This window comes from Pseudomonas sp. St290 (assembly GCF_018325805.1).
GTDB classification, from domain to species: Bacteria; Pseudomonadota; Gammaproteobacteria; order Pseudomonadales; family Pseudomonadaceae; genus Aquipseudomonas; species Aquipseudomonas bijieensis.
In genome coordinates, this window is the sequence record NZ_AP014703.1 from 3,795,033 (window position 1) to 3,821,840 (window position 26,808).

A 26,808-nucleotide genomic window follows, 5' to 3' on the forward strand; every position below is an offset into this window, starting at 1 on the left:
CGCGACCCGCAGTCTAGGCGCGAGAAACCGGATGATCTATGATCGAAAACCTCGATTTTTTGACCGAAACACCTGGCCATGCCTACAGATCAGTTTGCTCTCTCCTCGGATCTCATCAATGAGCTGTTGCGCGGCATGCGCCTGCGCGGCGTCGAGTACCGGCGTATCCAAGCCGGTCCAACCTTCGGCCTGGGCTTCGCGGCCAAACCGGGGCATGCCTGGTTCCACTTTCTGGCGGTCGGCAATGCGGTGCTGCAGATGGAAGACGGGACAACGTATGCGCTGACTGCCGGCAACGCCATCTTCATCGCCCATGGCGCGGCCCATCAGTTGCTTTCCCATACGGACGTGCCTGTTCAGGACATCGACCGTCTAGACGGCGCCCCCCTTGGTGATGCCGTCAGCGCGGTGGATACCGGAACCGATGCCAGCCCCACGCCAACCACCGTTCTGTTCAGTGGCTGCATGGAGTTTGAACTGGGCAGTATCCATGGCCTTGGCCGGCTGATGCCGGGCCTGATGCTGATTGATGCCGGTGGCCAGCGTTACCCCGGGCTGGTGCTTATCCTGACCACCATGGAGCGCGAGGTCAGCGCCGCACGTATCGGCTTCGCCGGCATCCTCGCGCGGTTGGCCGACGTGGTGGCCGCCATGGTCGTTCGCGGTTGGGTGGAGTGCGCCTGCGGCAATGCCTCTGGCCTGGTCGCCGCATTGCGCGATCCACGCTTGGCAAATGCACTTCTGGCACTGCATCAACAACCGGGGCGCGACTGGACCGTTGCTCAGCTGGCGGAGCAATGCAACACCTCGCGCTCGGTCTTCGCCGACCGTTTCCAAATGACGATTGGCATGGCCCCGCTACGCTACGTCACCGAATTGCGGATGCGGCTTGCGAGCCAGTGGCTGACGCTCGAAAGACTACCGATTGAAGAGGTGGCGCAGCGCTTGGGCTATACCTCTCAGGCCGCTTTCAGCCGCGCATTCAAGCGCATTACCGGCAAGACGCCTGGATTGAGTCGTCAGTCGAGGCAGTCCGCTGTTTCCTGAAGCCGAGCGGAAGTGGTGGGTGAGCTCATCCAACTCTTTGATTTTCCCCATAACCAGACTATTCCTAGAATGATGGAGTCTGGCCCAAAAGCTGATGCTCAGCAGTATCAACCGTGCCCCTAAGCAAAGCAGCGGCAGGACGCCCTTAACGACAACACAAGCACCCACTGACCAGCGGCTGATCGGGGTCGTTTTCAAGAAATGTGACCATTACCTCCATACCCGTCCGGGGCGGCCCAATCTCACAACTCCAGTCGGAGCCCCTCTTCAGCCAACAACGGCTCTTGTCGTCAAATCTATCCTCGCGGTCCCAGGGGAACTTGACCTTGATCCTTGCGAAGAGCCGATCATTCTGGATCTCTTCGTCCTCCAGAGCGATGACTACAGCGGTCTGGTTACTTGGCATCCGAGGTTTTTTGTGGGCCAACGACGGACGATAGGAAACATTCCATGGAAGAACGATAAAGCGATTGCGGTAACCCTGATGGAAGTCATCTTCGTTCGCAGTGTTGCCACTGGCGACGTCCTCATTCATTACTTGTGGTTGCCGGCCTTCGTGAATGACCTTAGTCAGTAGCCATAGGGCGTTCCACTCCTGGCGTGGATGGCCTGAGAGTTCCAGCACATGGCCGCTGGCTAACCGAGCCTGGTCACTCTGCCCTTCGGCTTGACGATAAGCTGCATGGCGACGCTCCATAGCACGAAGACGTATCTGTTTGCCGTGCTCATGACCTGTGAAACGCTCCAGCCTGCCATCTTCTTCAACGTCCAGCTGTTGCTCGACATCATGGTTGCGCTGCGAGATACGACTGGTGAGCTGTCCCAGACGCAGGTTGATGCGCTTGATCAATGGCTCGCTGGACATCCTGTCGCGCTCTTGCCGATAGGCGGTGGGCTGTCCAATTCTGGGAAAAACCGCCTGATCGTCACCAAAAACCAACACATGACCTTGAGCGCTGTGCTGGAAGTGAAAGTGGATACCTTCTTCTTCGCACAAGCGTTGAATAAAGTGCAAATCCGTTTCGTCGTACTGGGTGCAGTCGCCACGCTCCGGGTAGGTTGCCTTCAGATGAAACCGATAGGCGTCGCCCACGATGCCGTGTTCCTCCAATATCAAGGCAACGATTTTCGGCACCGAGAACTGTTGATAGATCCTGTGGCTGATGCGGTGGCGCAAGTAGGACAGGTGCGGTACTAGCGCTAGGCTGTAACATGTCGAATGCTGGCGATGACCGCTTTGAGCGATGTGATAGATTCGTCCATGAATGCCGCTACCCTTCGCGTCTAACGTCAGAAAAGCTTCTTTGTCGAAGAGATTTTCGAGATCCAGGTCAGACCGTTCGCTAACAAACTCCACGTTGAAGAGATAAGGCCTGCTGATCGCCTCTTCTCCAGTGAATGCGAGCACTTGAAAGTCGTGCTCGAAACCGTCGATTGTCAAACTGAAATACGTTTGATTGACTGGGCTGAACATCCGCTGTTCTCTTTTTACATAAGGCGGCGCAATGGACCGGAAGACACTGGATAATGCCGGACTGATGAATTAACAGATATCAACCCAGCAGCCCAGCGCCCCTCTATATCGGTGTTTACGTCTTACTTTCCAGACATCAAAAAGTCAGCTCACACACCACTCTTCACTTTGGTCCAGATCCGCGTGCGGATTCGCTCCAGTTTCAATGGCAGTGGCTCAAGAGGAATGAGTGTAGCGATCGTCTTTCTATCTGGATAAATCCAAGGATTATCTCGCAGCTTCTGCTCGACAAATTCAGCGGCATCTTTATTGGCGTTAGGGTACAGCGTGTGGTTTGAGGTCTTGGCGATAATTTCCGGTCGCAACATATAATTAATGAACGCCAACCCCTCCTTGGGATGGGGCGCATCTTTTAGCAGTACCAGATTCTCCGACCAGGACAGCGCGCCTTCGCGAGGAAGACTGTAGGTAATCTTGCGCCCCGTGTTGGCCTTTTCGTTGATGGCCTGTGCAGCAAGGGCACCATTGGCCCATCCCACAACGACACAAATATTGCCGTCAGCCAGGTCGGCGTCGATTCTGGACGAATCGAAATAGAGGACGTAGGGGCGGATTTTCAACAGCAGGGCTTGAGCTTTTTGGTAATCCTGCGGATTCTTGCTGTTGCTAGGAAGTCCCAGATAATTCAAAGCAATCGAAATGATCTCACTGGGAGAATCAAGCATTGCCACACCACACGACTGAAGCTTGCTGATGTTTTCCTCTTTGAAGATCAGATCCCAGCTATTCACCGGAGCATCATCACCCAATGCCGCTTTGACTTTGTCAATGTCATAGCCAATGCCGGTAGTACCCCATAAATAGGGCACAGCATAGCGATTACCAGGATCATTGACCGCGAGTTGGGACAAGATATCAGGGTCGATATGTGAAAAGTTACTCAGCTGATTACGATCCAAAGGCTGAAGGACTCCTGCCTGGATCAGGCTTGGCAACACATTGGAGGTCGCCACGACCACGTCGTATCCCGTGCGCCCAGCCATAACTTTGCTCTGCATGATTTCTGCGCTGTCGAACGCATCCATGTGCACGCTCGTGCCAGTTTCCTGCTCAAACTCCTTTGGCGTCTCCGGCGCGAGCAACCCGAACCAGTTATACAGATACATCCCAGGCTCTACAGCCGCCACTGATGTACTTATCCCTACGCAGAGAAGCGTGGCCGAAAAAATGGTTCGCAAATGTGACTTTCTCATGCAACATCCTTGTCAAGACGATATGCCCTCATGGCCATCGTAAACCCTGGCAGCGAATATACCGGGTGCGACTAAATAGTAAATACCTACGAATACTTACCCTTGACCGAAGAATCCCTAACCCTAAAGGGGTAGAAAATGCCGTTTGACCTCCACAGCCTGGCTTGGCATCGATCGATTGGAAAGCTGATCATGCAACTGAACCGTCCGGAATTCTGGAGCTCGCTGGTCCGCACATTAAATGAATATGTCCAGATCGATAATTGGGTTGTATTGATTTTCAGTAGTCAACACGTGCAGGTCGTCAGTCTTCCCGAGGTAGCCGATGCGGAAGAGATTGATGCATTCACTCATCGCTATGTGAAAGGGCTTTATCTACTGGATCCATTTTATATAGCCAACCGAGAGAACCCACAGAGCGGCTTCTTTCATCTATTGGATATTGCACCGGAGTATTTTCTGGAGACCGAGTATTATCATCAGTATTTTGCACAATACATCTCCATGGATGAAGCACAGTACAATGTCCAGCTCGACCCCGATAGGACGTTATGCATTTCCATCGGCAGCAAAGCCCGCTTTAGCCAAGAACAAATAACCATGCTCGACATTATCAAGCCATGGGTGACTGCATTGATGCATCAGCGCATGGGTTTTGAAATTGACGAAGAAAAAACTCTGACTGAGCCGCCTTTGTGGCCAGAAACGGTCAACCAGCTTGGCACACAAATAACAGCACGCGAAAGTGACGTACTCCGGTTATTACTCAGCGGCTTCTCCAATAAAGAAATAGCCGGAAAGCTCTCCCTCTCGGCGGAAACCATAAAAGTTCACCGCCGCAACATTTACGCAAAATTGAATATCAAGTCGCAATCTGAGCTGTTTGCTCGATTTTTCATGCCAAAACAGAATATTCCCGCTACAAATTGAAAATCCGACCGAACTGAGAGGCTTACCTTTTCTCCACCAATCGCAGTGACTGTGAACCTTCCAGGGACAGGTGAATCACGGAAGCCTTGCTTGGGAAATTCGGCGCATCGTCGTCGGTATTCTCCATCACGGGAATGTCGATCAGGGTCTGCTCACCCGTCGGGTCGCTCACCAACTTGGCATCCAATTTGTCGATGGCACGCCAGCTGTCGCCACCGATGCGCATCACGTCCAACAGACTGTAATGCGGCACACCTTCTTCGTTCTCTTCGGGCGTAAAGGCCGCCAGGTATTGGCTGTAGTTGTTGCCCATGCCGAAACCCTCGACGGTGAAGACCGCGAGAGTGACCTGGCTGTCCTCGCCGGTATCCAGCGTCTGCACCAGCGTCGCTTCAGGATAGCCGGTGGCATAGCTGTCCTTGATGAGTGCTACCAGGTGCCCGATCTGTTCTTCCAAGGCTTTCGGAACGGGTTTTGATTCAGCGGCGTGAGTCAGGGTACAGGTGAAAAACAAGACAGCGGTCAGCAGGCGCAATTTCATGAAAGTGAAATCCGAGGTGTCGGGAGGTCAGCGCGCAATGGTAGCGGTTGGAGCGGGATTTGGTAGCCACTTGTCGATAGATTTTGTGGGGAGGCGCACAACCTTCCTCGCCAAAGCGCTGGGGCCGTGTGCATTGAGGTTGGCATGTACCACCGAGCACCCTTGGCTATGAATTCGAAATCATTGATTTGTATCACGCATATCAATGTTTTCATTTGACAACCTTAAATACTTTATTGCAACAGTCATAATTCTTTAAAAATCAAGGCATATGAGGCACCAGGCATAACAATCAGCGGACCTGCCGATTACATATTTAATACAATTTACAAATGATGGCCACGTAACACTACCGGGACACATATCATAATTATCGCCCAGCGCGCCAGCACATATCCTTCAAAAAAAAGTTTTAACTTTTTTATATTTCAATGTTTGACAAATGTTTTGTCCAAGACTAGGTTTTGGGCTCGAAGTAATTTGCTTCGAACAAAACCTTACTAGAAGGAATTAGGCTATGACGACGACAATTCGTGTACTCAGTGCACAAGAGCAGAAAGCCATCAGTGCATCTGCTGCCTTCACCAAAAGTGGCGGCGGTGGTGGCGGTGGCGGCGTGGCTTAATAAGCCACGGCGTAGTCACTAGTAAAGCAGGGATAGCCTATGCACATGGAAGTGCACGAACCTCACTAGAATCTACAGCCTTGCAAGCATTAAAAATCACCGATGGTTTCGGCTGATGGGACTGAGTAATACAGGGAGGTATGTCATGCAACAAACATCAGCAGACATTTCTATTGAAGAGCTTGACGCCTTAAAAAACTTAGTCAACGACTATTTCCACTCAACGGCGCAACCCATTTTCAGCTTTCTATCGGGTTCCATCCCGGAAGGAATCTCTACACCCAATTCCGATTACGACATCTATGCAGTATTTGATGACTGCACAGAGGAAGAAGTCTTGATTTCGGAACTCCAGCGTCCTGTAGAACTCACGAAAATTCCGCTCTCAAAAATACACAGAATAATGGACATCATTTCAAAAGGTGAAAACCTCGCGTCTGTTAGCGCTTATGAAATGCTAATTTGCCATAGAGTGTATTCCGGTATTGCCCTTAGTGGAGAACCCGCATTCGACAGTATAAAAAAAGAATTTGATGTCGTCACATTCAGGACCAGGCTCGCTGAATTAGCTTTGCTCAACGCTGAGCGTGAACTCAAGGTATCGCATGGCTTCAAGTTGGTTGATGACACGCGCTCAGCACTCTTCAGCGCGCATAAAGCACTCAGGCACAGTCTCAGTGTACTTCTGGCAATACACGGATCGACATCAGTCCTGGAAAAATGGCATGTACGCTACGCAGTTCGATACCTGGGAGAGAATCATCTTGGGTTCCGTCGTTTTCTTGAACTCGCCTCCTCCATTCCAATTTCATCGACAGTTGAAAGTAAAAAATACTTAAACTCTGTCAAGAAATTTCATCAAATGGTCACGGATTACAAAATCCTTGCCGATATCGTGCCGGAAGAAATTTTCTTTGTTGAATCCCGGCTGATCGACACTGACCAAGAAAATGATGAACCGTTGATTCTGAAAAATCCGGACGCTCGCGTCATGCTTCATATGTCAAGATGGTACCTCACGATCGAGTCTAAAGCGATATTAGAGCTCCCAAGCTCGGCCGCACTTTTTTGGGCATTAATAAACAACGCGCAATCAGTGAACGTTATTATTGACAGTGCCAGAGAGCACCTGAAAATACCTGACAACATTTGCCTTGAGTATTTAGATGCACTGGCCGCAGCCAAGGCCATCAGTTCGCGCTCATTTGAAATTCACAAAATCGATAGAGCGATATAATTACCAGCCTGCGGCTTATCGGTACAAGATCATTTAAAAATGGATTCGCGACAAATGAAAGCAGCTGCCACGGACCAAAGTTATGCAAACTTCTACTACTCCAGCATAATCAAGTTTTCTGCAAATCGTTTCTTCCCCTTTGTCAGCATGGCATTTGCCGGAATTTTAGTCGCAAACAAAAACTTCGATGAATTCGCCTTTTTCAGCTACATCACATCAGCATTTATATTTCCTGCGACTGTTGTCACTTTCATGTTCAGGGCGGTGGGAAATCTGTCACTGGAGGGAGGACGCACGCGTCAGAATATCTTCATGTCATCCTTTTTTTTGGTCGTTGCCTGTTCATTCCTGGTAGCAGCCGCTTGTTACCTGATCACAATCACATCCGATCGTGAAATAGACAGTCTGTCCAAAAACTATAAAGCGCTGACATTTTGCTATGTGTACCTTATTTATATCTCGATCTACATCCTTACAAGCTTCTTTAACGCCTATTTTGAAGCTCACGTAAAAGGCAACAGCAGCAGCATCGCCCGACTCATGAACTTCTGTCCTTTCATGTTTTTTTCAGGCGCGGCATTCGTACTGAGCGACAAAGAAAATTATTCGCTCACCATTGCATACCTCATGCTTGGCTGCGAATGTTTGGAACTGGCTTACTACCTCTATAAAAGCAGCACTCTCAAGCTTTGGCAACTCAGCTTCAATCATTCTGTACTTCGACACCTTTTTATAATTGGAGGCCCCAACGGGCTTGGTCTCGCGTCCCAACGACTCGCATTTTTCATGGCAAACAAAAAACTATTTTTAATTGACAAAGACTTAGTGTCTATTTTTTCAATTGCCGTGAGCATAACAACCTTATTAATAATCCCGGTTTCAGCCTTTACTCAGATTCACAGCATCTACGTATCCAGAAATGGCAAACCCGGTCTTTCGTCGATGGTTTTTCGCTACCTCGCTCTTAGCATGTTTATACCTATCGCCATCCTTGCAGTATGGGGCATTGAAATCGGTCAGCTTTTTGGCGTTACTGCTCACATGTATAAAGCAGACCCCTGGTTGAACCCCAGCCTGATTTTCATGTTTTGCTGCACAAGCCTGATGATGCTCGTATCAGCCCACATCCGAGCGCTAGGCAATACGATCATCACTCAAATAGTCATGAACGCCGTCGTTTACATAGGCTATGTGGGCTATATCTTTAGGTACGCTGACTCAAGCATGCCTGGATCCACCTTGTTAACCACTTACTCGCTCTGCTACCTGTTGAGCTTCTTGTTTTTAGGTGCCAACGTACACTATTTCCAAGCAAAACAACTACAGCCATCGCTGTAGACATTTTCTAACGGTACTTTTTATGAGTGCTCCGAACCGTGCACAACGTCATCAGCTTGGCATTTGTAAAGTTTGAAAATTCGAATCCCTACAGCCTGTGACAAAGGATAAACATGAAGTTACTCAGGGAAGGATACCCAGTCAAACAAGTTTGCATCATCGGCGGCACGGGCAAAGTAGGCCAAACACTGGTTTCTTTCCTGAAAACAGCCAATAAATTCTCGATCGCATTTTACGCTGAAAGCTACGAGCAAGAATGCAAGCTTCGCGCTAGTTTCCAGGACAATCTGGTCAGTTTTGAAATCTGTCGATCTCCACAAGCAATTCAGAAATCCGACACTGTTATTCTGATCGCAGGAAAACGAACCAGTCGAGGAAGCGGAAAAAGCGATCTGTACCAACTCAACAAGGAAGTCATTGACCCCTACTTGGATTTCTTGAATCATAAAAACGTAATTTTGGTCACCAACCCAACAACATTATTAGGCACCTATTTAGGGGAGAGGCTCGACTCCTTCATCGTAGGTGTTGGCGTTCAAAATGATTTCAATCGCCTGAAATTCCAGTGCCCCCATGTCGATTTTGTGATGGGTGCACACAACCTGAACGAGCAGTGTTATTTCAATACTCATCAGCAACTTCTGTTTGATGGATTCAAGTCTACAGATGTTTACTCTGAGGCTCGCAACCAGCAGGACGATTATGTGAGCAATGGCAATTTTGAGAAGTTACACTCCACATTCATGGAGAATGACATCCATAAATGGTGGAAAATCCAGAGATACCATACTGTCGTCAATAGCTCTTCCTACTCATGCGCATTGGCGATCATGCAAACCTTGTCTAATTTAAACGAAAGCACTTGCAAAGTGACTCACTCTGAGGTTTGCATTGTAACCCCGGGAGGCTCCAGCTACTTTATTGGCGTGCCACTGATGGGAAAAAATCTGCATTGCAGTGACAGCTGCCTCATGCAATTCATAGATATGCACCTCGATCAACTATCCAACTACAAGGTGGCGTAAATCATGTTATACCTAAACTATTATGATGAATTTATTTTTCTCGTAACCTTTGATTCTTCCACAGAAAAACAAGCCTTTCTAGAACTCTATAAAACGAACCTTTTCCCATTCCTGTCCATTAGCGAGGCTCCCCACGACGCCTTCGATTATAAAATAAACCTACGCCAAAACACCTCTGACTTTAAAGCCAATTTCTCTGACTGGTCAGAAATCATTTTTTTCAACCCCCTTACCGATAACGCCATAAGTGATTTTGGTACTGGTCTTATAAAGTACAGCTCCGATACCTCTCGTACAATCTACAACCCCATTTCCGGAACGTTATTTTCAATAGACAAAAACACCATTGAAGTCGTGTATCGCAACAACAGTTCATTCGCCAAGGATTTTCAGCGCTTGTTGAAACAGCTTATTGTTACTGAGATAGAGCGCCAGGGTGGAGCAATACTCCACGCCTCTGCTGTCTCCTTCGCAGATTACGGGTTCTGTTTCATCGGGGAAAAAGGCCAAGGCAAAACAACAAGTCTGCTCCAATCTCTCCAGATACCCGGCGTGGGCTACCTTACCAATGACAGATTACCTGTCATTCCAAACGGGGAAGGATTCAAGGTTCTAGGTTGGTTTGAAGAGATCCGCTTGGTCATCCCCGGCAGCACAAAAAAAGAAGTTGTACGTGTTACCGAACACGTAGATCCATCGCGCATACAAAAAAAACCGGTGTACCTAAAGAAAATAATTCTTCCGACCCGTATTCAAAGCGATTCATCACCGGCGGAAATCGTTGCGAGCCAGATGCTTTCTCCAATAGATCCCCAACGTCCCAAATGGCTAGGCTTTAGTGCCCCACAAGATTTCCCTCTGGCCTCGCTGCTTGAGAAGGTAAGCACTGTTTCTATCGACTGGAGTTATTCTGATCTAGAGGGCTTAACGCATCAGATTGAGAAGGAGATATTAAATGTATGATTGCGTGCTGATTCTTGGCCCCTGCAGAAGTGGCACCACATTTCTCTTTAACGCACTCGCATCCTCTCACTACATAGGAATCTTCCAACCGTTAAAACACATTTTAAGATGTGAACACATGAAAGTTGATCCAAAAATTTCACTTAGAGATTTTGTTGGCAAACGGCTGGTGCTAAAGGAGGCCTTTGGCCCATACCTTGCTTCGGAGGCAACCTATGATCCAGTAGAAATTTTGGCGAATAACCTCAGCCTAAAAAAAATTCTACTGATCACTATTCTTCGCAACCCTGTCGACTGTTTGTCCTCATGGATTGCTTCTTTTAAAGTTACCCCGGATGAGGCAGCAATACGCCTCTCGCAAGCCTATGACAACACAGTGCGAATGCATACAAAATATCTTCAGGAAATGGATTCGGTTTCTTTAATCCTGGAAGATGAAGCAGACTGCCGTAATAAAATAAATTTAATCAGAAAGGCCATGGGCAGCATGTCCCTCCCGGATCAGTACGACCAATACATAAAACCGAACGATCCACCTGGTTTTCAAGTATCCGGACTGCTCAAAAAAGCGCTTAGTAGCCAGGAATACAAGGCTGAACACATAGAAAAGAGAACATTTTCTTTCGACAAAAAAAAGCTGAAGGTTGCCGTGTCGCATTATGAAAACCTACATAACCTGAAGCCCAGGTTATCTGGCAATGCTTGCGTTTAGCAGGTTCAAACAAGTGGAGCGCACAACCTGGGTGTGGTTGTGCCCCCAGTGCTTCCAGGCTCAACGGTCGGGTGTGAGCGGCTCGAAAGCGGCCTGTGCGAACCCCCGCCGCAAGTCCTCGACCAACACCTCGACATCCTCCAACCCAACATGCAAGCGCACCACCGGATTCAACGCCCGATCCTCGGCACGTTGCCGGTCCTTGGTATCAGCGACAGTCACCAAACTCTCAAACCCGCCCCAGGATGCACCCAACCCAAACACCTGCAAGGCGTCGATGAATCGCTCCAGGTAAGTGTCGTCATTTTCGCGAAGCTCAAAGGACAGCAAGCCGTTGCTGCCCTTGAAATCCCGCTGCCAAAGGGCGTGACCAGGATGGTCGGGCAAGGCTGGATGAAAGACGCGCTTCACCTGCGGTTGTGCCTGCAACCAATGGGCGACTTCCAGCGCCTGTCGTTCGTGCATGTCCAGGCGTGGCGCCAGGGTGCGAGCGCCGCGCAGGACAAGATAGGCGTCGTCCGGGCTGACGGTATTGCCAAAGGTGTCGCTCATGGCCGCCAGTGCCGGCCAAGCCTCCTGCCGAGTGCAAACGCTGCCCATGACCACGTCGCTGTGGCCGCTCAAGTATTTGGTCAGGGCCATGATCGAGATGTCGGCGCCCAATGTCAGTGGCCGGTACAGCACCCCCGAACCCCAGGTATTGTCCACTGCCAGCAGGATGCCCCGCGGCTTGCAGAGTGCGGCAATGGCCGGCAAGTCGCAGAGTTCGTACAGCAATGAACCGGGCACTTCGGTGTAGACCATTTTGGTGTTGGCTTGCAGTCGTCCGGGCAGGTCGCTGCCGTCGGGGGCGAAGTAATCGACTTCTATGCCGAAGGTTTCGAGAAAGTCCCGGGCCACGCGCCGTACCGGGGCATACACCGCATCGGTGATCAGTACATGATCGCCAGGCCGCAGGTAGGCCAGGAAGGTTTGCGCCACGGCAGCCAGGCCAGTGCCAAACAAACGAGTACGATAACCACCTTCCAATTCAGTGACGAGGTCTTCCAGGGCGAAGGCCGTCGGATTGCCCCGGGCGCCATAACTCAGGACTCGCTCGCTGTCGCGCCGGGAACGGGCGTCACGCATCTGTGCCAGGTTGTCGAACAGCACCGTGCTCAGGCGGCTGACCGGTACGTTGACCGAGCGGGCACCGCTGCCTTTTTCCGGGCGCGCGCCCTGGACCAGGCGGGTGCGATCCAGCCCACCGACAACGCTTTGCGACCCTGGTTGCAGCGGCTTCAGGCTGGCGACTTCGTCTGCGCTCATCTGTGCCAGCAGGCCGATTTCCCAGGCCAGGTATTGGCGCGCCGCGTCCTTGTTTCCAGCGTGGCGGTCGTGGGTGAAGAAGAGGAAATCAATACACTGTTCATCTGCCAGCGTCTGGGCACCCTCTTGCAATGCAAGGCCTGCCGAACGCCAGGTATCCACGCCGTCGGCCAACCAGCGCACTGCCGTGTGCGGCAGCTCCAGCGCCGCCAGGGCGGCAAGCCGGGAATCATCGGCCACCAGCACCACTGGCCGTCGTTCATCTGCCAGCGCGGCGGCCAGCAAGGGCCGGATCGACCAACGCGCGCCGGCGATATGCGCTTTGCGATAGGCGCTGCTCGAGCGCAGGTCGATCAATGCCACCGCGTCATCCTTCAGGGCATCGGCCAAGGCCCGCACGCTGATCAGCGGCAGTTTTTCAGGCGCGACGACTGCTGGAACCGGTAATGCCAAGCCACTGCTCAGCCCACCCGACAATACAAAAGCCTCATGCCCCAACTGCCGCAACCAACTGGCGATGATCGGTGCGCGCACGCCGTCGTCATCGAACAGCACAACCCGCGCTTGGCGTACGCCAACATACAGGTCGGTGGATTGAATCAACTGCCCGCCCGGCGTGTGTTGTGCTCCTGGCAGCGTGCCGGCGGCAAATTCTTCAGCGGTGCGCACGTCGCAGAGAAAAAGACTGCGCCCAGCGTCCGCAGCCCACTGCTCGACCTGAGTAGCCTCGACGGTAGGCACGCCGGCCCGTTCGGCCAGTCGTGCCGCCGCCAAGCGCTGCGCCGGCAATGTAGCGGCCGATACCTGGTCGGCATAACGGCGCTCGCTACCATGCTCCAGTTGCAGGTCTTCCAGGTACCAGCCTTGCGTACCGTTCTCCAGGGCATAGATCGGGTTCTTGAGCCCCAGGTCGATCAGCGTCTGGGCGCCGATGATGCTGCGGGTTCGACCCGCGCAATTGACCACGATGGGGGTCTGCTCGTCCGGTACCAGGTCGTGCACGCGGTAGCCCAGTTCGCCATTCGGGCAACAGATCGAACCGGGGATGGTCATCTTGCGATACTCCTCCAACGGTCGGCCGTCGAGTACCACCAAGGGTTCACCCCGGGCCTGCCATTGCGCCAGTTGACGGGCGCTGACGTGAGGCGTATGCCGGACGGCCTCCACCTGTTCGCCAAAGGCCTTGGACGGTACGTGCACACCGGCAAACAGCTGATAGCCGGCTGCCTGCCAACCGTCGGCGCCGCCCTCCAGGCTATACACATTGATGTAGCCCAGCGCTTGCAGGCGTTGTGCCGCTCGCACCGCCAGGTCCGCGCCATCCTGGTCATAGATCACCAACCGCACCCGAGGGTTGGGCGCCAGCCGCCGCGCCTCCAACTCCAATCGGCTATAGGGCAGGTTCACCCCGAAAAACAGATGGGCTTCGCCGTACTGGCCGTGCTCGCGCACATCAAACAGGGCGATTTCCTGCCCATCGAACAACCACTGCTGCAGTTGTCCGGGAGTTATGGTCTGGCTCATGGGAGTCCCGCTGGAAAAATGGAGTGACTGGAGCACGAGGTGGCGTCAGTGGGCGTAGGCCTTGATCGACGGGGCCATTTGCGAGGCGTTGTAATTGAGAATCCGCCCATCGGCCTCGACTCCATAACGGCCATTGAGCGATTCCAGCGGCAAGCCATACAGGTGGAAATGCAGGGTCGGCTGTTCTCCGGCGACCCGTATGCCATGCAGGTCTTCCCCAAGGAACGAAATCGAGGTGCCGGGCTGCACGATCACTTCTTTTTCCAGGTGCAGGGTGGTGTAACCCGGTTCACGCCCCTCGTCGTCGCGCTGGTAGACGTAGTTGATTTCCTGGCCCTCGATAGCACTGATAATCGCCCAGGTTTCGTGGTTGTGAGGGATCGTGCTTTTGCCCGGCAGCAGCGAGTTCAGGTACAACGTCGGAGTGTCGCCATCGTCATTGAGGCGGTAGCGGAACGCGGTGCTGCCCTGCCCCGGCACCGGCGCCGGAAAGGTTTCGAAGTTGAACAGGTCGCGGCGCTCAGCCAGACCTTCCAACAGACCAACGATTTCAGTCAGCGCGGCACGATCGACCCCGCGCTGATGGATGACGCGTACTTTCTGCAGGAAGGCTTCGATGACATCGGGACGGCTAAACACGCTCATGGGGCAGGCTCCATTGTTCAGAACAGACAATTAAACGGACAGGCTGTAGCGACTCAGGTTGGTCAACAGGTACGGATCATCGGCGTTGGGCAGACGCCGCCCTGGGTCACCCAAGGCATGGCGCAGAAACTCCCGGGTGCGCTCGCTGGTGGGGTGCTGGAAAATCCGCGCGGCGCTACCGTGCTCGACGATCACACCGTTCTCGGTGAAATAGACGACATCGCTGATCTCCTCGGCGAAGCGCATTTCGTGGGTCACCAGCACGCAGGTCATGCCCTCTTCGGTCAGCTCGCGAATCACCGTCAACACCTCGCCGACGGTTTCCGGGTCCAGGGCCGAGGTCACTTCATCGAACAGAATCAGCTCCGGACGCATCGCCAGGGCGCGGGCAATCGCCACCCGTTGTTGCTGGCCGCCCGAGAGCTGCCCCGGGTAGGCATCGGCCTTGTGCTCCATGCGCACCTTGGCGAGCAAGGCGCGGGCGTCTTTCTCAGCGTCGGCCCGATTGCGACCCAGGACCTTGCGCGGTGCGATCACCAGGTTCTCCAGCACCGACAGATGCGGGAACAGGTTGTACTGCTGGAACACAAACCCCACGCGCTTGCGCAATTCGATGCGCTGGGCTTCCTGGGCCAGGGTGTGGACTTCGGTGGCACCGACGCGAATGCTGCCGCGCTGGGGCTGTAACAGGCCGGTAATGCAACGCAGGATCGTCGACTTGCCCGAGCCGGACGGACCGATGATCGACACGGCCTCGCCACGGCGCACATCCAGGTCAATGCCCTTGAGCACCGGGTTGCTGCCGAACGACAGGTGCAGGTCGCGCAGGCTGACCAGGGGTTCGGCGACGGTTTCAGTAGAAGGCATAACGTCGCTCCAGGTATTGGGTGAGGCGGGAAATCGGGTAGCAATAGGCGAAGAACAGCACCAGCAGGCTCAGGTAGATCACCACGGTGAAGCCGGTCAGGTTCACGGTATTGCTGGCGATCTGCGCGGTATCGATCACGTCATGCACGCCCACCAGGGAGGCCAGCGCGGTGCCCATGGTGATCACCGCGTAGAGGTTCATCCACGGCGGCAACATGCGCTTGAAGCACTGCGGCAGGATGATCGAGCGGAAAATCTGCCCACGGGTGAACGCCAGGGAGCGCGCGGCCTCCCATTGAGTACTGGGGATCGAGGCAATCGCGCCCCGGAAGATTTCCGCGACGTTGGCACTGGCCGGCAACGCCAGGCCGAGGGTGACCTTGATCCAGTCGGGAAACGAGACATAGCCGTGGCCGATACGAATCTCGAACGGGAACACATAGGTGGTGAAATAGATCAGCACCAGCCACGGCGCGTTGCGCAAGACCTGCACCCAGATCCGTGCCGGCCAGCGCAGCAAGCGCAGGGGCGACAGGACCATGGCGCCGACCACCAACCCCGCGGCAGAACCCAGCCCAATGGCCAGCAGACTGATGAGAATATTCTGGCCGAAGCCTGCGGCCAGGGCCGGTGACCATTGCAGCAAGGCCTTGAACACCGGGCTGTGCGGGGCGAAATACACCAGCCAGGACAGCGCTCCGATCCCCAGCAGCACCTTGCCGAAATGTCGACGCGGCCAAGTCAGCGGCACGATGACGGACGAATCAATGGCCATAGCCGGGCATCCTCAGGCGCGCTTCAAGGTAGCGCCCCACGCAATTGACGGTGAAACTCAGCAAGCCGAAAAACCCCAGGATCAGAATCATCAGCTCCAGCACGTTATCGCTCTGGGTCCAGATCATGATGGCCGCGTAGGTGATGTCGCCCACCGCAATGGCCGAGGCCACGGCGGTCATTTTCACCAGGTCGATCAGGTTATTGATCAGCGACGGCAAGGCAAAACGCAGGGCCAGGGGCAGTTGCACGTTCCATAACAATTGGCGGTGATCGAAGGCCAGCGAACTGGCGGCCTCCAGGGTCACCGCAGGCACCGCCTCGATGCCGGCCCGCAGCGCTTCGGCATGGAACGCACCCTTGTGCAGCGAGATCACGATCACCACCCAGGCGAAGGGTGTCAGCGGGTTGGCCGCACCGACGGCCTCGGTCAGCAGCATGTTCAGCACCAGGAAGGCGCAATACAGCTGGACCAGGGTCGGCGTATTGCGGGTGACTTCGATGAACACCCGCGCCGGCCTGGCGAGCCAGGGCTTGCCCGAGGTCAACAGTGCCGCCAGGCCGACGCCCGCCAGCAGGCTGCCGACGATGGTCAACAGGCACAACAACACCGTGGTCAACGCGCCCTGCTCCAGCGTGCCGCGCTGATAGGCATCGAGCAAAAAGTTGTAGTTGAGGCCGAGCCCGGCGCTCCAATGGACGAACTGCTCCAGCCAATGGCTCATCGCTCGCCCCTCAATCGGCCGCAAGCATGGGCAATTCGGCGGCCCGCTTCGGCAACGGTTGCGGTCGCCGTGGCGATGGACAGGCGAAACCACGGCGACAAGCCATAAGCACCGCCCGCGACGCCAGCGACGCCCTCGTCCAGCAGGTACTCGACAACGTCGGTATCGTGCTCCAGACGCTGGCCGTCCGGGCGGTAGCGCCCCAACAACCCGGCGCAGCGCACAAATACGAAAAAACCACCTTGAGGCTCGAGGACTTCAAGGCCTTCGACACTGCGCAAGCTACTCACCAGCACGTCACGGCGTTGACGATAAGCCGCAACCTGTTCCGCGAGGAAATCCAGCCCACCCTCGAACGCTGCCAACGCCGCCGCCTGGCCGACCGAGGAAGCCCCGGAAGTGGATTGCGATTGCACCACCGTCATGGCATCGGTCAACGCTTGCGGCCCGGCACCGAAACCGATGCGCCAGCCGGTCATGGCATAGGTTTTCGATACCCCGCCCACCAGCAGGCAGCGCGCTTGCAGATCGGGCGCGACGTTGAGCAAGCCCTGGACCGGACGGCCGTCGAAACGAATGTGCTCGTAGAGCTCATCCAGCAGAATCAGCACGTGGGCATGACGCCGAAGTACCTGGGCCAGGCCTTGCAGTTCGGCCTCGCTGTACACCGCGCCACTGGGGTTGCCAGGGCTGTTGAGGATCAGCCAGCGCGTACGCTCGCCGATGTGTTGCTCCAGTTGTTGCGGCGTGAGCTTGCAGCCCTGGTCCAGCCCGCATTCGATGAACACCGGTTCACCACCATTGAAACGCACACTGTCCGGGAAGGACGGCCAGTACGGCGTCGGTACCAGCACTTCGTCGCCGTCATCGAGCGTCGCTGCGAAGGCGTTGAAGATGATCTGTTTCGCACCGTTGGCAATCACGATGGATGCCAGCGGATAGTCCAGCTGGTTTTCCGTGCGCAGCTTGTGTTGCACGGCCTCACGCAAGGCCCTTACGCCCGGCGTCGGCGTGTACTTGGTGGCGCCGGCCGCAATGGCGGCGTAGGCGGCCTGCTTGACGTGCACCGGCGTATCGAAATCCGGCTCGCCGGTGGTCAGGTCGAGGATGTCGCGACCGGCCTCACGCAGGGCCGTGGCCCGGGACTTGGCGGCGGCATTGGCTGACAGCGAGACCCGCTGCACGCGTTTGGACAGGTAAAGCGTCATGGCCGCGTGTCCTCCAGCACCTTACCGGGATTGAGCAGATTGCGCGGATCCAGCGCCTGCTTGATCCGACGCATCAGGTCCAGTTCCACCGCACTTTTGTAGCGCCCCAGCACGTTCACCTTGCGCTGGCCGATACCGTGTTCGGCGCTGATCGAGCCACCGTGGGCATGGGCGCTGTCGTGGACCAGTTGGCTGAGCGCAGTGTAATGGGCCATGTGCGCGTCAACCGTGGAGCCCAGCGGATGGGCAACGTTGTAATGCAGGTTGCCGTCGCCCAGATGACCGAAGGTGTAGTGCCGCACGCCGGGAAAATGCTGTTGCAGCAGCGCATCGGTATGGGCAACGAACGCCGCGACCTGGGAAATCGGCACCGAGATGTCATGCTTGATGTTGCGCCCGGCGCGCTTTTGCGCATCGCTCATGTTTTCCCGCAGTCGCCAGAACGCCTGGCTCTGGACGAGGTTTTCAGCGATCAGCGCATCGGCCAGCAGGTGTTGCTCGAAGGCCTCGCCCAGCACCTGTTCGAAGACTTCCCGTGCATGACTTTCACTGTGGTTATCGGACAGTTCCAACAGTGCGAACCAAGGCTGGTGAGCATTGGAGAATGGCCGCGGACCGTCGGGAAACTGCTCGCGCAACAATGCAAGGCACCCGGCGCTGAGCAACTCGAAGGCCGTCAGGCTGGCCCCAAAACCGGCGCGGGCGTGAGACAGCAAGGCCACTGCCTGCTCCAACGAGTCGAACGCCAGTAGCGCGGTGGCCTGGGCTTTGGGCAGTGGAAACAGCTTCAGGGTCGCGGCGGTGATAATGCCCAGCGTGCCTTCGCTGCCGATAAACAGGTCCCGCAGATCGTAGCCGGTATTGTCCTTGCGCAAGCCGCGCAGGCCGTTCCAGATCTCACCCTGGGCGGTCACGACTTCCAGGCCCAGGGTCAGTTCGCGGGTATTGCCATAGCGCAGCACTGCGGTGCCGCCGGCATTGGTCCCCAGGTTGCCGCCGAGGGTGCAACTGCCTTCGGCGCCGAGGCTCAGAGGGAACAAGCGACCGGCCGCACGCGCAACCTCCTGGACAGTTTGCAGGATGCAGCCCGCCTCTACAGTCAGGGTGTCGTTGTCGGTGTCCACCGCACGTACCCGATTCATTCGGTCGAGCAATAGCAACACGGCGCGACCGCTGGCGTCCGGGGTGGCGCCGCCCATCAGTCCAGTGTTGCCGCCCTGCACCACCACGGGCGTATCGGTCGCGACGCAAGCCCGGACCACCGCCGCCACCTCTTCGGTGCTGGCCGGGTGTACCGCGGCAATCACTTGGCCGACGTAACGGCCCTGCTTGTCGGTCAGGTACGGCGCGGCTTCTTCACTGCTCTGCACATGCCTGGCACCCACCAATGCCTGCAACGCCGCAAACAACGACTGGCTCATGGTTGCGCGGCCAGGGGGGCGGCATTGCTGTACTTGGCATGCAGATCACGCAGGGCCTGGGACGGCGCCATGCCGGTACGCTCGCCCAACTCGATCAGCCAGCCGCTGCGGTGCCAGTCGCGCACGATGGCATCGAGTTTCGCCTGGGTATCGTGCTCGCCCTTGCGCAGCCAGATCACCGAATTCGACGGAATCAGATCCCCCGGCAGCGGGATTTCATAGCTGGCCCATTCGTCTTCACTCAGCAGCGCATGCAGGGTCGGACTCACATGGACCGCGGCCACGCAGCCATTGCCGCGCAACGACAACAGCGACTCGGACTGGCTGCGAAAAGCCTTGATCTGTGCGCCATAGGTTTCCTGCAGGGGCTTGATGAAATTGCTGCCCTGGGACACGCACACTGGCTTGCCTTTGAGGTCGGCCCACTGGCTGATGCCGGAACCCTTGCGAATCAACGCCGCGCCACCAACCTCCTCATAAGGCGTGGGCACATAGTCGAGAATCTCGCCGCGCTCTTCGGTGAACTGCATGTTGGCGATCAGGATGTCGACTTTGCCCTGTTGCAGGAATTGCACGCGGTTTGGCGCCAGGACCGATACGGTCTGGGTTTCCACGCCCAGCGCCTTGCCGATGCCCTGGGCCAATTCGACGTTGTAGCCCAGGTGTTCGCCAGTCTTGGGGTCGATCGTGCCGAAGGGCGCGCCACTGAGCATCACCCCGACGCTGATCGCGTGACGTTGCTCGATCCGGTCCAGCGTGGCATCGGCCTGGGCCAGGCTGGCAGCCGATCCGATGGACCATGCCAGGCACAGGCTGACCAGGGTTCGAGGGATGAAAAATGAAGTCATGGGTGATTACCTTGAGCGTCGGTCGTTGGGAGAGAAGGCAGGCGCGACAGTCCTCAGGCGCCGTTGGCCTGGAACTGTTTCTGCAACTCCACCAAGGCCGGTGACGCCGGCGTGATGCGGTTACGGGTCTGGGCCTCGATCAGCCAGCCGCTGCGGTGCAATTGCTTGATGATCGGATCGAGCCTGGCCTGGGTATCGCTCTCGCCCTTGCGCGTCCAGATCACCGAGGGTGCCGGGTTCAGCTCCGGGCTCAGGGCGCGGTAGCCCTGCCATTCGGCGTTGTCGGCAATCAGCGGATTGATCAGCGTGGCGTCGTGCACCGCGGCAACACAGTTGTTGCCCCGCAGCGCCAGGAGTGATTCCGAGGAGCTCTTGAAGGCCTTGATCTCGACGCCCAACTCGGTGAGCGGCTTGATATAGCTGCTGCCCTGGGAGGTGCACACCGGTTGATTCTTCAGGTCTTCCCAGCGGCTGATCGTACTGTCCTTGAGTACCGCCGCGGTGCCACCGACGCGGTAGAACGGCGTGGGCACGAACCCGAGGATTTCACCGCGCTCGGCGGTCCATTCCATATTGGCGATCAGCACATCGACTTTACCCTGCTGCAGGAACTGCACGCGGTTGGCGGGCAATACCGGCACCAATTGCACCTCGGCGCCCAGTTGCCGACCCAATTCCTGGGCCAGGTCGACGTTCAAGCCACGCGGTTTCTGGGTGGCGGGGTCGATGCCACCGAACGGACCACCGGACAGCAGCACGCCGACCACCAGTTCATGGCGTTGCTCGATCTTGTCCAGGGTGGCATCGGCCCGGACGCTGTCGACGGCCGACAATGAGATCAAGGCGCCCAGCATGACAGGCAGCAATCGTTTTACGGGTGAGCGCTCGAGCAACATGGATTTCCCCTCATGAATGGCCGGCGTCCCCCGGCCTGATGAGTGGGCATCCTAGGTATCCCCCGAAGGCAAAGGAAATTCAAATATCTAATATCGTTATAACTTCAAAGGTTTGGCTTTCAGGCAAAAAACGCATAACCGCTATTTTATTGCCCCACAGAAAGCCACGAGCCACATTCTTCCCATCAATTCATAAAATTCTGTAATGTTTAGGTTTGCACCCTTGATATGAAGCAATCGCCATGTCGACCCTCGATCTCGAATTACTGCGCACCTTCATCGCTGTGGTCGACCACCACAGCTTCGCCGAAGCGGGCGCCCAACTGTCCCGCACGCAATCGTCGGTGACCCAGCACATGCAACGCCTGGAACAACAGGTCGGGGTGAGCCTGTTCGAAAAGCGCGGGCGGCAAAAACAGCTGACGGAAGCGGGCCAGCAATTGCTGAGGCATGCGCGGCAGATGCTATCGCTCAATGATGACGTCCTCAGTTCCCTGCGAGAGAGCAGCCTCAGTGGTGTACTGCGCATCGGTTCGCCCCACGACATCGCCGACACCATCCTGCCACCGATCCTCAGCCACATCGCCCGCTCGGCCCCGCGCCTGCGCCTGGAGATCGATGTCGGGCGCAGCCCGTTCCTGATGGACGACCTGCGTCGCGGCAAGGTCGACATGATCATTTCCACCCGCCAGGATCCCAGCCTCGAAGGCTTCGCCTTGCGCACCTCGCCGGTGTGGTGGATCTGCTCGGCCCAGTACCTTCACAATCCCGGCGAGCCGTTGCCGCTGATCCTGGTGGACGAACCCAGCATCTATCGCCGCTATGCCCTCGAGGCGCTCGAACGCGCCAATACCCCCTGGCGCCAGGCCTACCTGGCCTCGAACCTGATCGGCATCAAGGCCGCGACCCGCGCAGGGTTGGGCGTCACGCCCCGCAGCATGGAAATGCTCGGGCCGGATATGCGGGTATTGGGAGAAAACGATGGTTTACCGCGGCTACCGGACGTGACCTATCACCTGTGGATTCGACCGAATACTGTCAATCCATTGGTACGCCGGGCTTATGAGTTGGTCCGCAACAGCCAGGGGCACGGCAACTGATGCGACCCGTGCCCCGTGCGCTATCACGCCTCTGAGCGAATGCGCTCGACCAGACGAGCCTGGAGTGCTTCCAGCTCTGCGGGATCAGCCTTGCCCCTGCCATGCACACCGGGCGCCTCACCTTCCCAGCGTGGAATGATGTGCATGTGAATGTGATAGACCGTTTGCCCGGCCACGGCTCCATTGAACTGCGCGACCTGGACCCCGTCCGGCTGCAACTCGTCCACGATGATCCGCGTCAGGTGCTGCACGGCAGATATCATCGCGCCCAGGACAGCGGGCTCGACCTCAAGGATATTGCGTGCCTGGGAGCCTTTGGGGATGACCAGGACATGGCCGCGCGATTGAGGAAAAATATCCAGGAAGGCCATCACATCGGCGTCTTCGTAAATCTTGTAGCACGGCGCATCGCCGCGAAGGATCAGCGCAAAGATGTTCTGCGGATCGTAATGACCGTGGAGACTCATGATCACTCCTTCAATGGGTAAGAGCGGTTGGTGGGCTGCCGGTAGAGATTTAGCACAGTCCAGAGGCAACGTCTCGTAGAGGCCGGTTTGAAAGTCAGGGCTGGGCTTGCTGGCGATAGTGTTGCATCAGTCGGCTGTGATGTTGGCTGTGCCGCCACTATCGCGAGCAGGCTCGCTCCCACAGGGATTTGGGCCGGACACGACTTTTGCGAGTACTCGAAAAAACTGTGGGAGCGAGCCTGCTCGCGATAGCGCCGGGTCAGTTGGCATCGGAGCTGAAGGCCAAGTCGCTGTCGCGAGCGCCCGCCAGCGTAACGGCAATTTTCTGCTGCAGCTCGCTTTGTGAGAACGGTTTGTGCAGAACCGGGCACCCGGCATATTCGGCGGATAGCCCGCTGGCGCCGTATCCGGTGCTGAATAGAAAGGGAATATTGCGACCGCGAAGAATTTCGGCCACCGGGAAAACACGCTCGCCAGCCAGGTTGACGTCCAGGATCGCCAGGTCAACCTGCACCGAACCGGCTATATCACATGCCGCAGCGAGCCGGGCGACTGACGCCACCACTTCGCATCCGAGCTCTTCCAGCATTTCCTCGATCAACAGGGCAATCGCACCTTCGTCCTCGACGACCAGCACCCTGACCCCAGCAAATGGGGTCATGCCCCAGATACTCCAATCAGAAACGAAAAGCGGCAGCAAACGCCTTGCGGAGCGTAGATGAGGTCGAACTTGCCAGCCAGGTCACGCTCGATGCAGCGCTTCATCAAGCGAGAACCCAGCCCTTCCCGTCCAGGGGGTGACACGGGCGGCCCGCCTTGTTCACGCCAGTCGAGGGTCAGCAGCGTTCCGTCTGCCTGGGCTTGCAGGTGCCAGGTAACTGAAAGCGTCCCCGTCTCGACCGACATGGCCCCGTATTTAAGCGCGTTGATCGCCAGTTCATTGAGGGTCATCGTCAGATTGAGCGCCACCCGGGTACCGACATCCGCAGAAGCACCTTCGATCACGACGCGGCCAGGTTCATGGCCAAAGACCGGCATCAGCACTTCAAGGGCCAGGGTGTGAAGCGGAGTCTGCCCCCAATGGCGCTTGGTCAAGAGATCGTGTGCCCGCGACAACGCCAGGAGCCTGGCCTCGAAACGCCTGTAGCCGTCTTTCGCATCCTCTGCATTGCGCGCGGTCTGGGCCGCCAGCGATTGCACCGTCGCCAGGGTGTTCTTGACCCGGTGATTGAGCTCATCGATCAGCGTCTTCTGCCGGTTTTCCGCCTGTTTGCGTTCGGAAATATCGACCAGCATGTTGATGGCGCCCACCAGATTTCCATCGGCGTCATGCAACGGCGTGGGAAACGGCGTGAACGGGACATAGCTGCCATCCGGCCGCTGCGCAACCGCCTCGACGCCGCGTATCGGCCGGTTTTCCTTCAGCGCCACCGCCATCGGGCATTGATCATGGGGAAGTGCGCTGCCGTCCGTATTGAACAGCTTCCAGGTCACACACCACATCTCGCCCAACTGCGGCGTGCGACCCGAGAGTTCGACAGCGGCGCGATTGTAGAAGGTGATACGGCCATCGGCGTCGGTGGTATACACCGCGGCAGGCAGCGCTTCGAGAAGATTGCGCATGTGCCGTTCGCTTTCGCGGACCTGGTTTTCCATCCGCCGCGCCAGCGTGACGTCCTGCAGCACCCGCACGCCATAACGAAACGTACCGTTGGCGTCCCTCACCGACGAGCTGTGGATGTCGAGGTAAACCACCTCGCCATCGGGCTTCAGGGCGCGTTTGCGTAGCACGTAGTTCTCCAGCTCACCGGCCACCTGGCGGGCGTACAACCCGGCATCCTGCTGAATACAGTCCGGGTGGGTGTAGTCCAGAAACGTCATCGACAGGAGCTCTTCGCGCGACCGCCCCAGCATGTTGCACAGGGCATCGTTCACCCGGAGCAAGCGACCGTCGATATCGACCTCGGAAATTCCGATGGTCACCGCCTCATAGGTCGCCGAAAGCCGCTCATCGCTGTCCTGGCGTGCCGCCTCGGCCGCATGGACGCAGCTTCTGTCGATGGTGAAACAACGGGTGTTGAAGAGCTTTCCGTCCTCGAAGCGCCCGTTCGAGGTGATCGTGACATGCTTGATCGAGCCATCTTTCGCCCTCAGGCGCGCCGGATAGCTCTCCAGGCAATCGCCACTGCCCAGTTTGGTGAGGATGTCGCCGATAACCGGTTCGTCGACATGAAACTCGGTGATGTGCCGCCCGATGTATTCTTGCGCCGGATAACCCAGCAGCGCCAGCTCCGCCTTGTTGGCGCGCAGGATGATGCCCTCGCCACTGACGATATGCAGGCCCACGGCGCTGTTTTCGAAAAAGTCTTCCAAGTCGGCACTCTTGCGCCGCAGCTCCTCGGCCATGGCGTGATGCGCCGAGACGTCCTGGAAGCAATTGATCACCCCTTGGACGACGCCGCGCCGATCCCTGAGGGCGCGGATGTTCATCAGCGCCACGAAGCGCGAGCCATCCGGGCGCTGGATGAGCACTTCCTGGTTGCGCGAGGCTATGCCGGTATTGAGCGCCGAGGCGGTCGGGCAGTGTTCGAATGGCAGCGGCGTACCGTCGGTCAGGAACAGACGATAGGCACCGCAGAAACGGGCGCCATTCTCTCCGAGTACTGGCGCCCTTCCCCACAGCTCGGCCGCCTCACTGTTGTACCGCACGAGCCAACCCTGGCGATCGCACAGGTACACCGCACCAGGAATGGCATCGAGCGCGCTCGTCCCCATCGCGATCAAGCTTTCATACTCGCTTGCCGTGCACGCTTCCATGGGTAGCTCTTCAATGTTCGACATCAGTCTTCCTCAAACCGCCTGGCTGAAACGCCCTCGCTGTCCAGCGCCCCGGCCGCCATAGCCTGGGCCGATGCTTCCAGCGCGCAAATCCTTCTAGAGACGGATACGGCTACTGCTCACAGGGCTTCAATGGAGTCTAGATCCCTATTCACCGGGCGAGTTCAGGAAAACTCGACGTCACAGGCCTTGCACCTCAAAACCTGAATAATGCCTGGGGGGCCTGAACCATTAACGCATGCATCAGTGGCGCCGAACACTGCAATGCGCGCAACTGCCCCATGACCGTTTCAAAGCCGACACTTTCTTCATGCTGCGTGTGCGGCCAGTCGCTGCCCCACACCAGGCGCTCGGGACCGAAAGATTGTTCCAGCAACGTCAACGAGGCGCGGGCGAATTCAAGGTTCTGCGGGGCCGTTGCGCCCAGTCGATAGATGCCGGACACCTTCATCCAGACCTGCCCGCCTCGCCCAAGCTCCATCAATTGGACAAAGCCAGGTTGATCCAGCCCCACACGCGCATCCGGGCGACCGAAGTGATCGACCACCAAACGGATGCCAAACGGTAACAGCTGACCGATCAGCCCCGGCAAGTCCGCCAGGTTGGCATGCAACTCGACATGCCAATCCAGCTCCGCGAGATGACCCAAAAAACCGTACCAGGCGACGTCGCGAAAATCAGGCAAGGCTTTGCCCATCAGGTTCAAGCGAACACCGACCACGCCCAGCCGGGCCATGTCGTCCAGCTCGGCTCGGCTGACGTCCCGCTCCAGCACCACGACGCCGCGCAACTGCTCCGGTGCTTGCCGTAGCGCAGCGAGCAGGTAGCGGTTATCGGTGCCGAGAAAGCTCGGCTGCACCAACACGCCATGGCTCAAGCCGTGGGCGTGCAGGTGGCTCAGGTATTGAGCGAGCGTGGCGTCATAGTCAGGTGTGTAGCGCCGGACAGCGGCCAGCTCCAGCTCGCGGCTGAACACGTGGGCGTGGCAGTCAATGCCGGTGATCGGTTTAGTACAGGTATCAGGCATGAGGCTCATCTATCG

General features: G+C 56.6%; 24 protein-coding genes. 8 read left to right on the top strand and 16 right to left on the bottom strand.

Features of this window, described 5'->3' with window-relative positions:
• The first annotated feature begins 78 nt into the window (after positions 1-78).
• Positions 79-1,047 carry an AraC family transcriptional regulator gene (locus PBDP_RS16545; protein WP_212800969.1) on the top strand — a complete coding sequence of 323 codons (969 nt, stop codon included), beginning with the start codon at positions 79-81 and terminating at the stop codon, positions 1,045-1,047.
• 145 nt (positions 1,048-1,192) lie between these two features.
• On the opposite strand, the gene tssI is transcribed toward PBDP_RS16545, so the two are convergent.
• Positions 1,193-2,521, bottom strand: coding sequence for a type VI secretion system tip protein TssI/VgrG (tssI, locus tag PBDP_RS16550; protein WP_109753036.1), 1,329 nt, complete (start codon positions 2,519-2,521; stop codon positions 1,193-1,195).
• Between the two features lie 149 nt (positions 2,522-2,670).
• Positions 2,671-3,774 (bottom strand): polyamine ABC transporter substrate-binding protein, encoded by a 1,104-nt coding sequence (locus tag PBDP_RS16555; protein WP_109753037.1) that lies wholly within the window; start codon positions 3,772-3,774, stop codon positions 2,671-2,673.
• 138 nt (positions 3,775-3,912) lie between these two features.
• Here PBDP_RS16555 and PBDP_RS16560 point away from each other — a divergent pair, with 138 nt between their 5' ends.
• Positions 3,913-4,704 carry a response regulator transcription factor gene (locus PBDP_RS16560; protein WP_025569585.1) on the top strand — a complete coding sequence of 264 codons (792 nt, stop codon included), beginning with the start codon at positions 3,913-3,915 and terminating at the stop codon, positions 4,702-4,704.
• A 22-nt stretch (positions 4,705-4,726) separates the two neighbouring features.
• Here PBDP_RS16560 and PBDP_RS16565 read toward each other — a convergent pair whose 3' ends face one another.
• Entirely contained in the window at positions 4,727-5,245 is a 519-nt protein-coding gene (locus tag PBDP_RS16565; protein WP_109753038.1) for a hypothetical protein, read from the bottom strand.
• A 770-nt stretch (positions 5,246-6,015) separates the two neighbouring features.
• Here PBDP_RS16565 and PBDP_RS16570 point away from each other — a divergent pair.
• The 5 genes from PBDP_RS16570 to PBDP_RS16590 all read left to right on the top strand — a co-directional run bounded on the left by PBDP_RS16570 (position 6,016) and on the right by PBDP_RS16590 (position 11,145).
• Complete coding sequence (locus PBDP_RS16570) at positions 6,016-7,107, top strand: hypothetical protein (protein WP_028646205.1); 1,092 nt, start codon at positions 6,016-6,018, stop codon at positions 7,105-7,107.
• A 54-nt stretch (positions 7,108-7,161) separates the two neighbouring features.
• The gene (locus PBDP_RS16575) at positions 7,162-8,445 is read left to right on the top strand and encodes a hypothetical protein (protein ID WP_109753040.1); all 1,284 of its coding nucleotides are present in this window, start codon (positions 7,162-7,164) and stop codon (positions 8,443-8,445) included.
• Positions 8,446-8,558: 113 nt separating this feature from the next.
• On the top strand, positions 8,559-9,470 hold the full coding sequence (locus PBDP_RS16580) for a Rossmann-fold NAD(P)-binding domain-containing protein (RefSeq protein WP_109753041.1): 912 nt from the start codon (positions 8,559-8,561) through the stop codon (positions 9,468-9,470).
• Positions 9,471-9,473: 3 nt separating this feature from the next.
• Positions 9,474-10,433 carry a hypothetical protein gene (locus tag PBDP_RS16585; RefSeq protein ID WP_109753042.1) on the top strand — a complete coding sequence of 320 codons (960 nt, stop codon included), beginning with the start codon at positions 9,474-9,476 and terminating at the stop codon, positions 10,431-10,433.
• Positions 10,426-11,145: a sulfotransferase domain-containing protein gene (locus tag PBDP_RS16590; RefSeq protein WP_349306078.1), complete on the top strand. Its 720-nt coding sequence runs from the start codon at positions 10,426-10,428 to the stop codon at positions 11,143-11,145. Before PBDP_RS16585 ends, PBDP_RS16590 begins: the two co-directional genes overlap by 8 nt.
• 60 nt (positions 11,146-11,205) lie before the next feature.
• Here PBDP_RS16590 and metC read toward each other — a convergent pair whose 3' ends face one another.
• The 9 genes from metC to PBDP_RS16635 are packed head-to-tail and all read right to left on the bottom strand — an operon-like array spanning position 11,206 to position 21,361.
• A complete protein-coding gene (gene metC, locus PBDP_RS16595; RefSeq protein WP_212800970.1) occupies positions 11,206-13,977 on the bottom strand; it encodes a cystathionine beta-lyase in 2,772 nt (923 codons plus the stop codon).
• 45 nt (positions 13,978-14,022) lie between these two features.
• The gene (locus PBDP_RS16600) at positions 14,023-14,622 is read right to left on the bottom strand and encodes a cysteine dioxygenase family protein (RefSeq protein ID WP_025569695.1); all 600 of its coding nucleotides are present in this window, start codon (positions 14,620-14,622) and stop codon (positions 14,023-14,025) included.
• 30 nt (positions 14,623-14,652) lie between these two features.
• Positions 14,653-15,489, bottom strand: a complete 837-nt coding sequence (locus tag PBDP_RS16605) for an amino acid ABC transporter ATP-binding protein (RefSeq protein ID WP_109753045.1) — start codon at positions 15,487-15,489, stop codon at positions 14,653-14,655.
• Positions 15,476-16,264: an amino acid ABC transporter permease gene (locus PBDP_RS16610; RefSeq protein WP_109753046.1), complete on the bottom strand. Its 789-nt coding sequence runs from the start codon at positions 16,262-16,264 to the stop codon at positions 15,476-15,478. Before PBDP_RS16610 ends, PBDP_RS16605 begins: the two co-directional genes overlap by 14 nt.
• Positions 16,254-16,988: an amino acid ABC transporter permease gene (locus PBDP_RS16615; RefSeq protein ID WP_109753047.1), complete on the bottom strand. Its 735-nt coding sequence runs from the start codon at positions 16,986-16,988 to the stop codon at positions 16,254-16,256. The genes PBDP_RS16610 and PBDP_RS16615 overlap by 11 nt, the downstream gene beginning before the upstream one ends.
• A complete protein-coding gene (locus PBDP_RS16620) occupies positions 16,985-18,196 on the bottom strand; it encodes an aminotransferase class I/II-fold pyridoxal phosphate-dependent enzyme (protein WP_109753048.1) in 1,212 nt (403 codons plus the stop codon). Before PBDP_RS16620 ends, PBDP_RS16615 begins: the two co-directional genes overlap by 4 nt.
• The gene (locus tag PBDP_RS16625; protein ID WP_109753049.1) at positions 18,193-19,617 is read right to left on the bottom strand and encodes an FAD-binding oxidoreductase; all 1,425 of its coding nucleotides are present in this window, start codon (positions 19,615-19,617) and stop codon (positions 18,193-18,195) included. Before PBDP_RS16625 ends, PBDP_RS16620 begins: the two co-directional genes overlap by 4 nt.
• Positions 19,614-20,465: a transporter substrate-binding domain-containing protein gene (locus PBDP_RS16630; RefSeq protein WP_212800971.1), complete on the bottom strand. Its 852-nt coding sequence runs from the start codon at positions 20,463-20,465 to the stop codon at positions 19,614-19,616. The genes PBDP_RS16625 and PBDP_RS16630 overlap by 4 nt, the downstream gene beginning before the upstream one ends.
• Positions 20,466-20,518: 53 nt before the next feature.
• Positions 20,519-21,361: a transporter substrate-binding domain-containing protein gene (locus PBDP_RS16635; protein WP_116832592.1), complete on the bottom strand. Its 843-nt coding sequence runs from the start codon at positions 21,359-21,361 to the stop codon at positions 20,519-20,521.
• A gap of 242 nt (positions 21,362-21,603) precedes the next feature.
• Here PBDP_RS16635 and PBDP_RS16640 point away from each other — a divergent pair, with 242 nt between their 5' ends.
• Complete coding sequence (locus PBDP_RS16640; RefSeq protein ID WP_212800972.1) at positions 21,604-22,461, top strand: LysR substrate-binding domain-containing protein; 858 nt, start codon at positions 21,604-21,606, stop codon at positions 22,459-22,461.
• Positions 22,462-22,484: 23 nt separating this feature from the next.
• On the opposite strand, the gene PBDP_RS16645 is transcribed toward PBDP_RS16640, so the two are convergent.
• The 4 genes from PBDP_RS16645 to PBDP_RS16660 form a co-directional block, all read right to left on the bottom strand.
• Positions 22,485-22,928, bottom strand: a complete 444-nt coding sequence (locus PBDP_RS16645) for an HIT family protein (protein ID WP_109753053.1) — start codon at positions 22,926-22,928, stop codon at positions 22,485-22,487.
• A gap of 259 nt (positions 22,929-23,187) precedes the next feature.
• Entirely contained in the window at positions 23,188-23,589 is a 402-nt protein-coding gene (locus tag PBDP_RS16650; RefSeq protein WP_109753055.1) for a response regulator, read from the bottom strand.
• Complete coding sequence (locus PBDP_RS16655; RefSeq protein ID WP_212800973.1) at positions 23,586-25,769, bottom strand: PAS domain-containing sensor histidine kinase; 2,184 nt, start codon at positions 25,767-25,769, stop codon at positions 23,586-23,588. The genes PBDP_RS16650 and PBDP_RS16655 overlap by 4 nt, the downstream gene beginning before the upstream one ends.
• Before the next feature lie 193 nt (positions 25,770-25,962).
• Entirely contained in the window at positions 25,963-26,793 is an 831-nt protein-coding gene (locus PBDP_RS16660) for an amidohydrolase family protein (RefSeq protein ID WP_109753057.1), read from the bottom strand.
• Positions 26,794-26,808 lie beyond the last annotated feature (15 nt).

Bases quoted from the DNA above. Each gene is read 5' to 3' on its own strand.
- PBDP_RS16545 (WP_212800969.1), top strand. From the start codon at position 79: ATGCCTACAGATCAGTTTGCTCTCTCCTCGGATCTCATCAATGAGCTG.
- tssI (WP_109753036.1), bottom strand. From the start codon at position 2,521: ATGTTCAGCCCAGTCAATCAAACGTATTTCAGTTTGACAATCGACGGT.
- PBDP_RS16555 (WP_109753037.1), bottom strand. From the start codon at position 3,774: ATGAGAAAGTCACATTTGCGAACCATTTTTTCGGCCACGCTTCTCTGC.
- PBDP_RS16560 (WP_025569585.1), top strand. From the start codon at position 3,913: ATGCCGTTTGACCTCCACAGCCTGGCTTGGCATCGATCGATTGGAAAG.
- PBDP_RS16565 (WP_109753038.1), bottom strand. From the start codon at position 5,245: ATGAAATTGCGCCTGCTGACCGCTGTCTTGTTTTTCACCTGTACCCTG.
- PBDP_RS16570 (WP_028646205.1), top strand. From the start codon at position 6,016: ATGCAACAAACATCAGCAGACATTTCTATTGAAGAGCTTGACGCCTTA.
- PBDP_RS16575 (WP_109753040.1), top strand. From the start codon at position 7,162: ATGAAAGCAGCTGCCACGGACCAAAGTTATGCAAACTTCTACTACTCC.
- PBDP_RS16580 (WP_109753041.1), top strand. From the start codon at position 8,559: ATGAAGTTACTCAGGGAAGGATACCCAGTCAAACAAGTTTGCATCATC.
- PBDP_RS16585 (WP_109753042.1), top strand. From the start codon at position 9,474: ATGTTATACCTAAACTATTATGATGAATTTATTTTTCTCGTAACCTTT.
- PBDP_RS16590 (WP_349306078.1), top strand. From the start codon at position 10,426: ATGTATGATTGCGTGCTGATTCTTGGCCCCTGCAGAAGTGGCACCACA.
- metC (WP_212800970.1), bottom strand. From the start codon at position 13,977: ATGAGCCAGACCATAACTCCCGGACAACTGCAGCAGTGGTTGTTCGAT.
- PBDP_RS16600 (WP_025569695.1), bottom strand. From the start codon at position 14,622: ATGAGCGTGTTTAGCCGTCCCGATGTCATCGAAGCCTTCCTGCAGAAA.
- PBDP_RS16605 (WP_109753045.1), bottom strand. From the start codon at position 15,489: ATGCCTTCTACTGAAACCGTCGCCGAACCCCTGGTCAGCCTGCGCGAC.
- PBDP_RS16610 (WP_109753046.1), bottom strand. From the start codon at position 16,264: ATGGCCATTGATTCGTCCGTCATCGTGCCGCTGACTTGGCCGCGTCGA.
- PBDP_RS16615 (WP_109753047.1), bottom strand. From the start codon at position 16,988: ATGAGCCATTGGCTGGAGCAGTTCGTCCATTGGAGCGCCGGGCTCGGC.
- PBDP_RS16620 (WP_109753048.1), bottom strand. From the start codon at position 18,196: ATGACGCTTTACCTGTCCAAACGCGTGCAGCGGGTCTCGCTGTCAGCC.
- PBDP_RS16625 (WP_109753049.1), bottom strand. From the start codon at position 19,617: ATGAGCCAGTCGTTGTTTGCGGCGTTGCAGGCATTGGTGGGTGCCAGG.
- PBDP_RS16630 (WP_212800971.1), bottom strand. From the start codon at position 20,465: ATGACTTCATTTTTCATCCCTCGAACCCTGGTCAGCCTGTGCCTGGCA.
- PBDP_RS16635 (WP_116832592.1), bottom strand. From the start codon at position 21,361: ATGTTGCTCGAGCGCTCACCCGTAAAACGATTGCTGCCTGTCATGCTG.
- PBDP_RS16640 (WP_212800972.1), top strand. From the start codon at position 21,604: ATGTCGACCCTCGATCTCGAATTACTGCGCACCTTCATCGCTGTGGTC.
- PBDP_RS16645 (WP_109753053.1), bottom strand. From the start codon at position 22,928: ATGAGTCTCCACGGTCATTACGATCCGCAGAACATCTTTGCGCTGATC.
- PBDP_RS16650 (WP_109753055.1), bottom strand. From the start codon at position 23,589: ATGACCCCATTTGCTGGGGTCAGGGTGCTGGTCGTCGAGGACGAAGGT.
- PBDP_RS16655 (WP_212800973.1), bottom strand. From the start codon at position 25,769: ATGTCGAACATTGAAGAGCTACCCATGGAAGCGTGCACGGCAAGCGAG.
- PBDP_RS16660 (WP_109753057.1), bottom strand. From the start codon at position 26,793: ATGCCTGATACCTGTACTAAACCGATCACCGGCATTGACTGCCACGCC.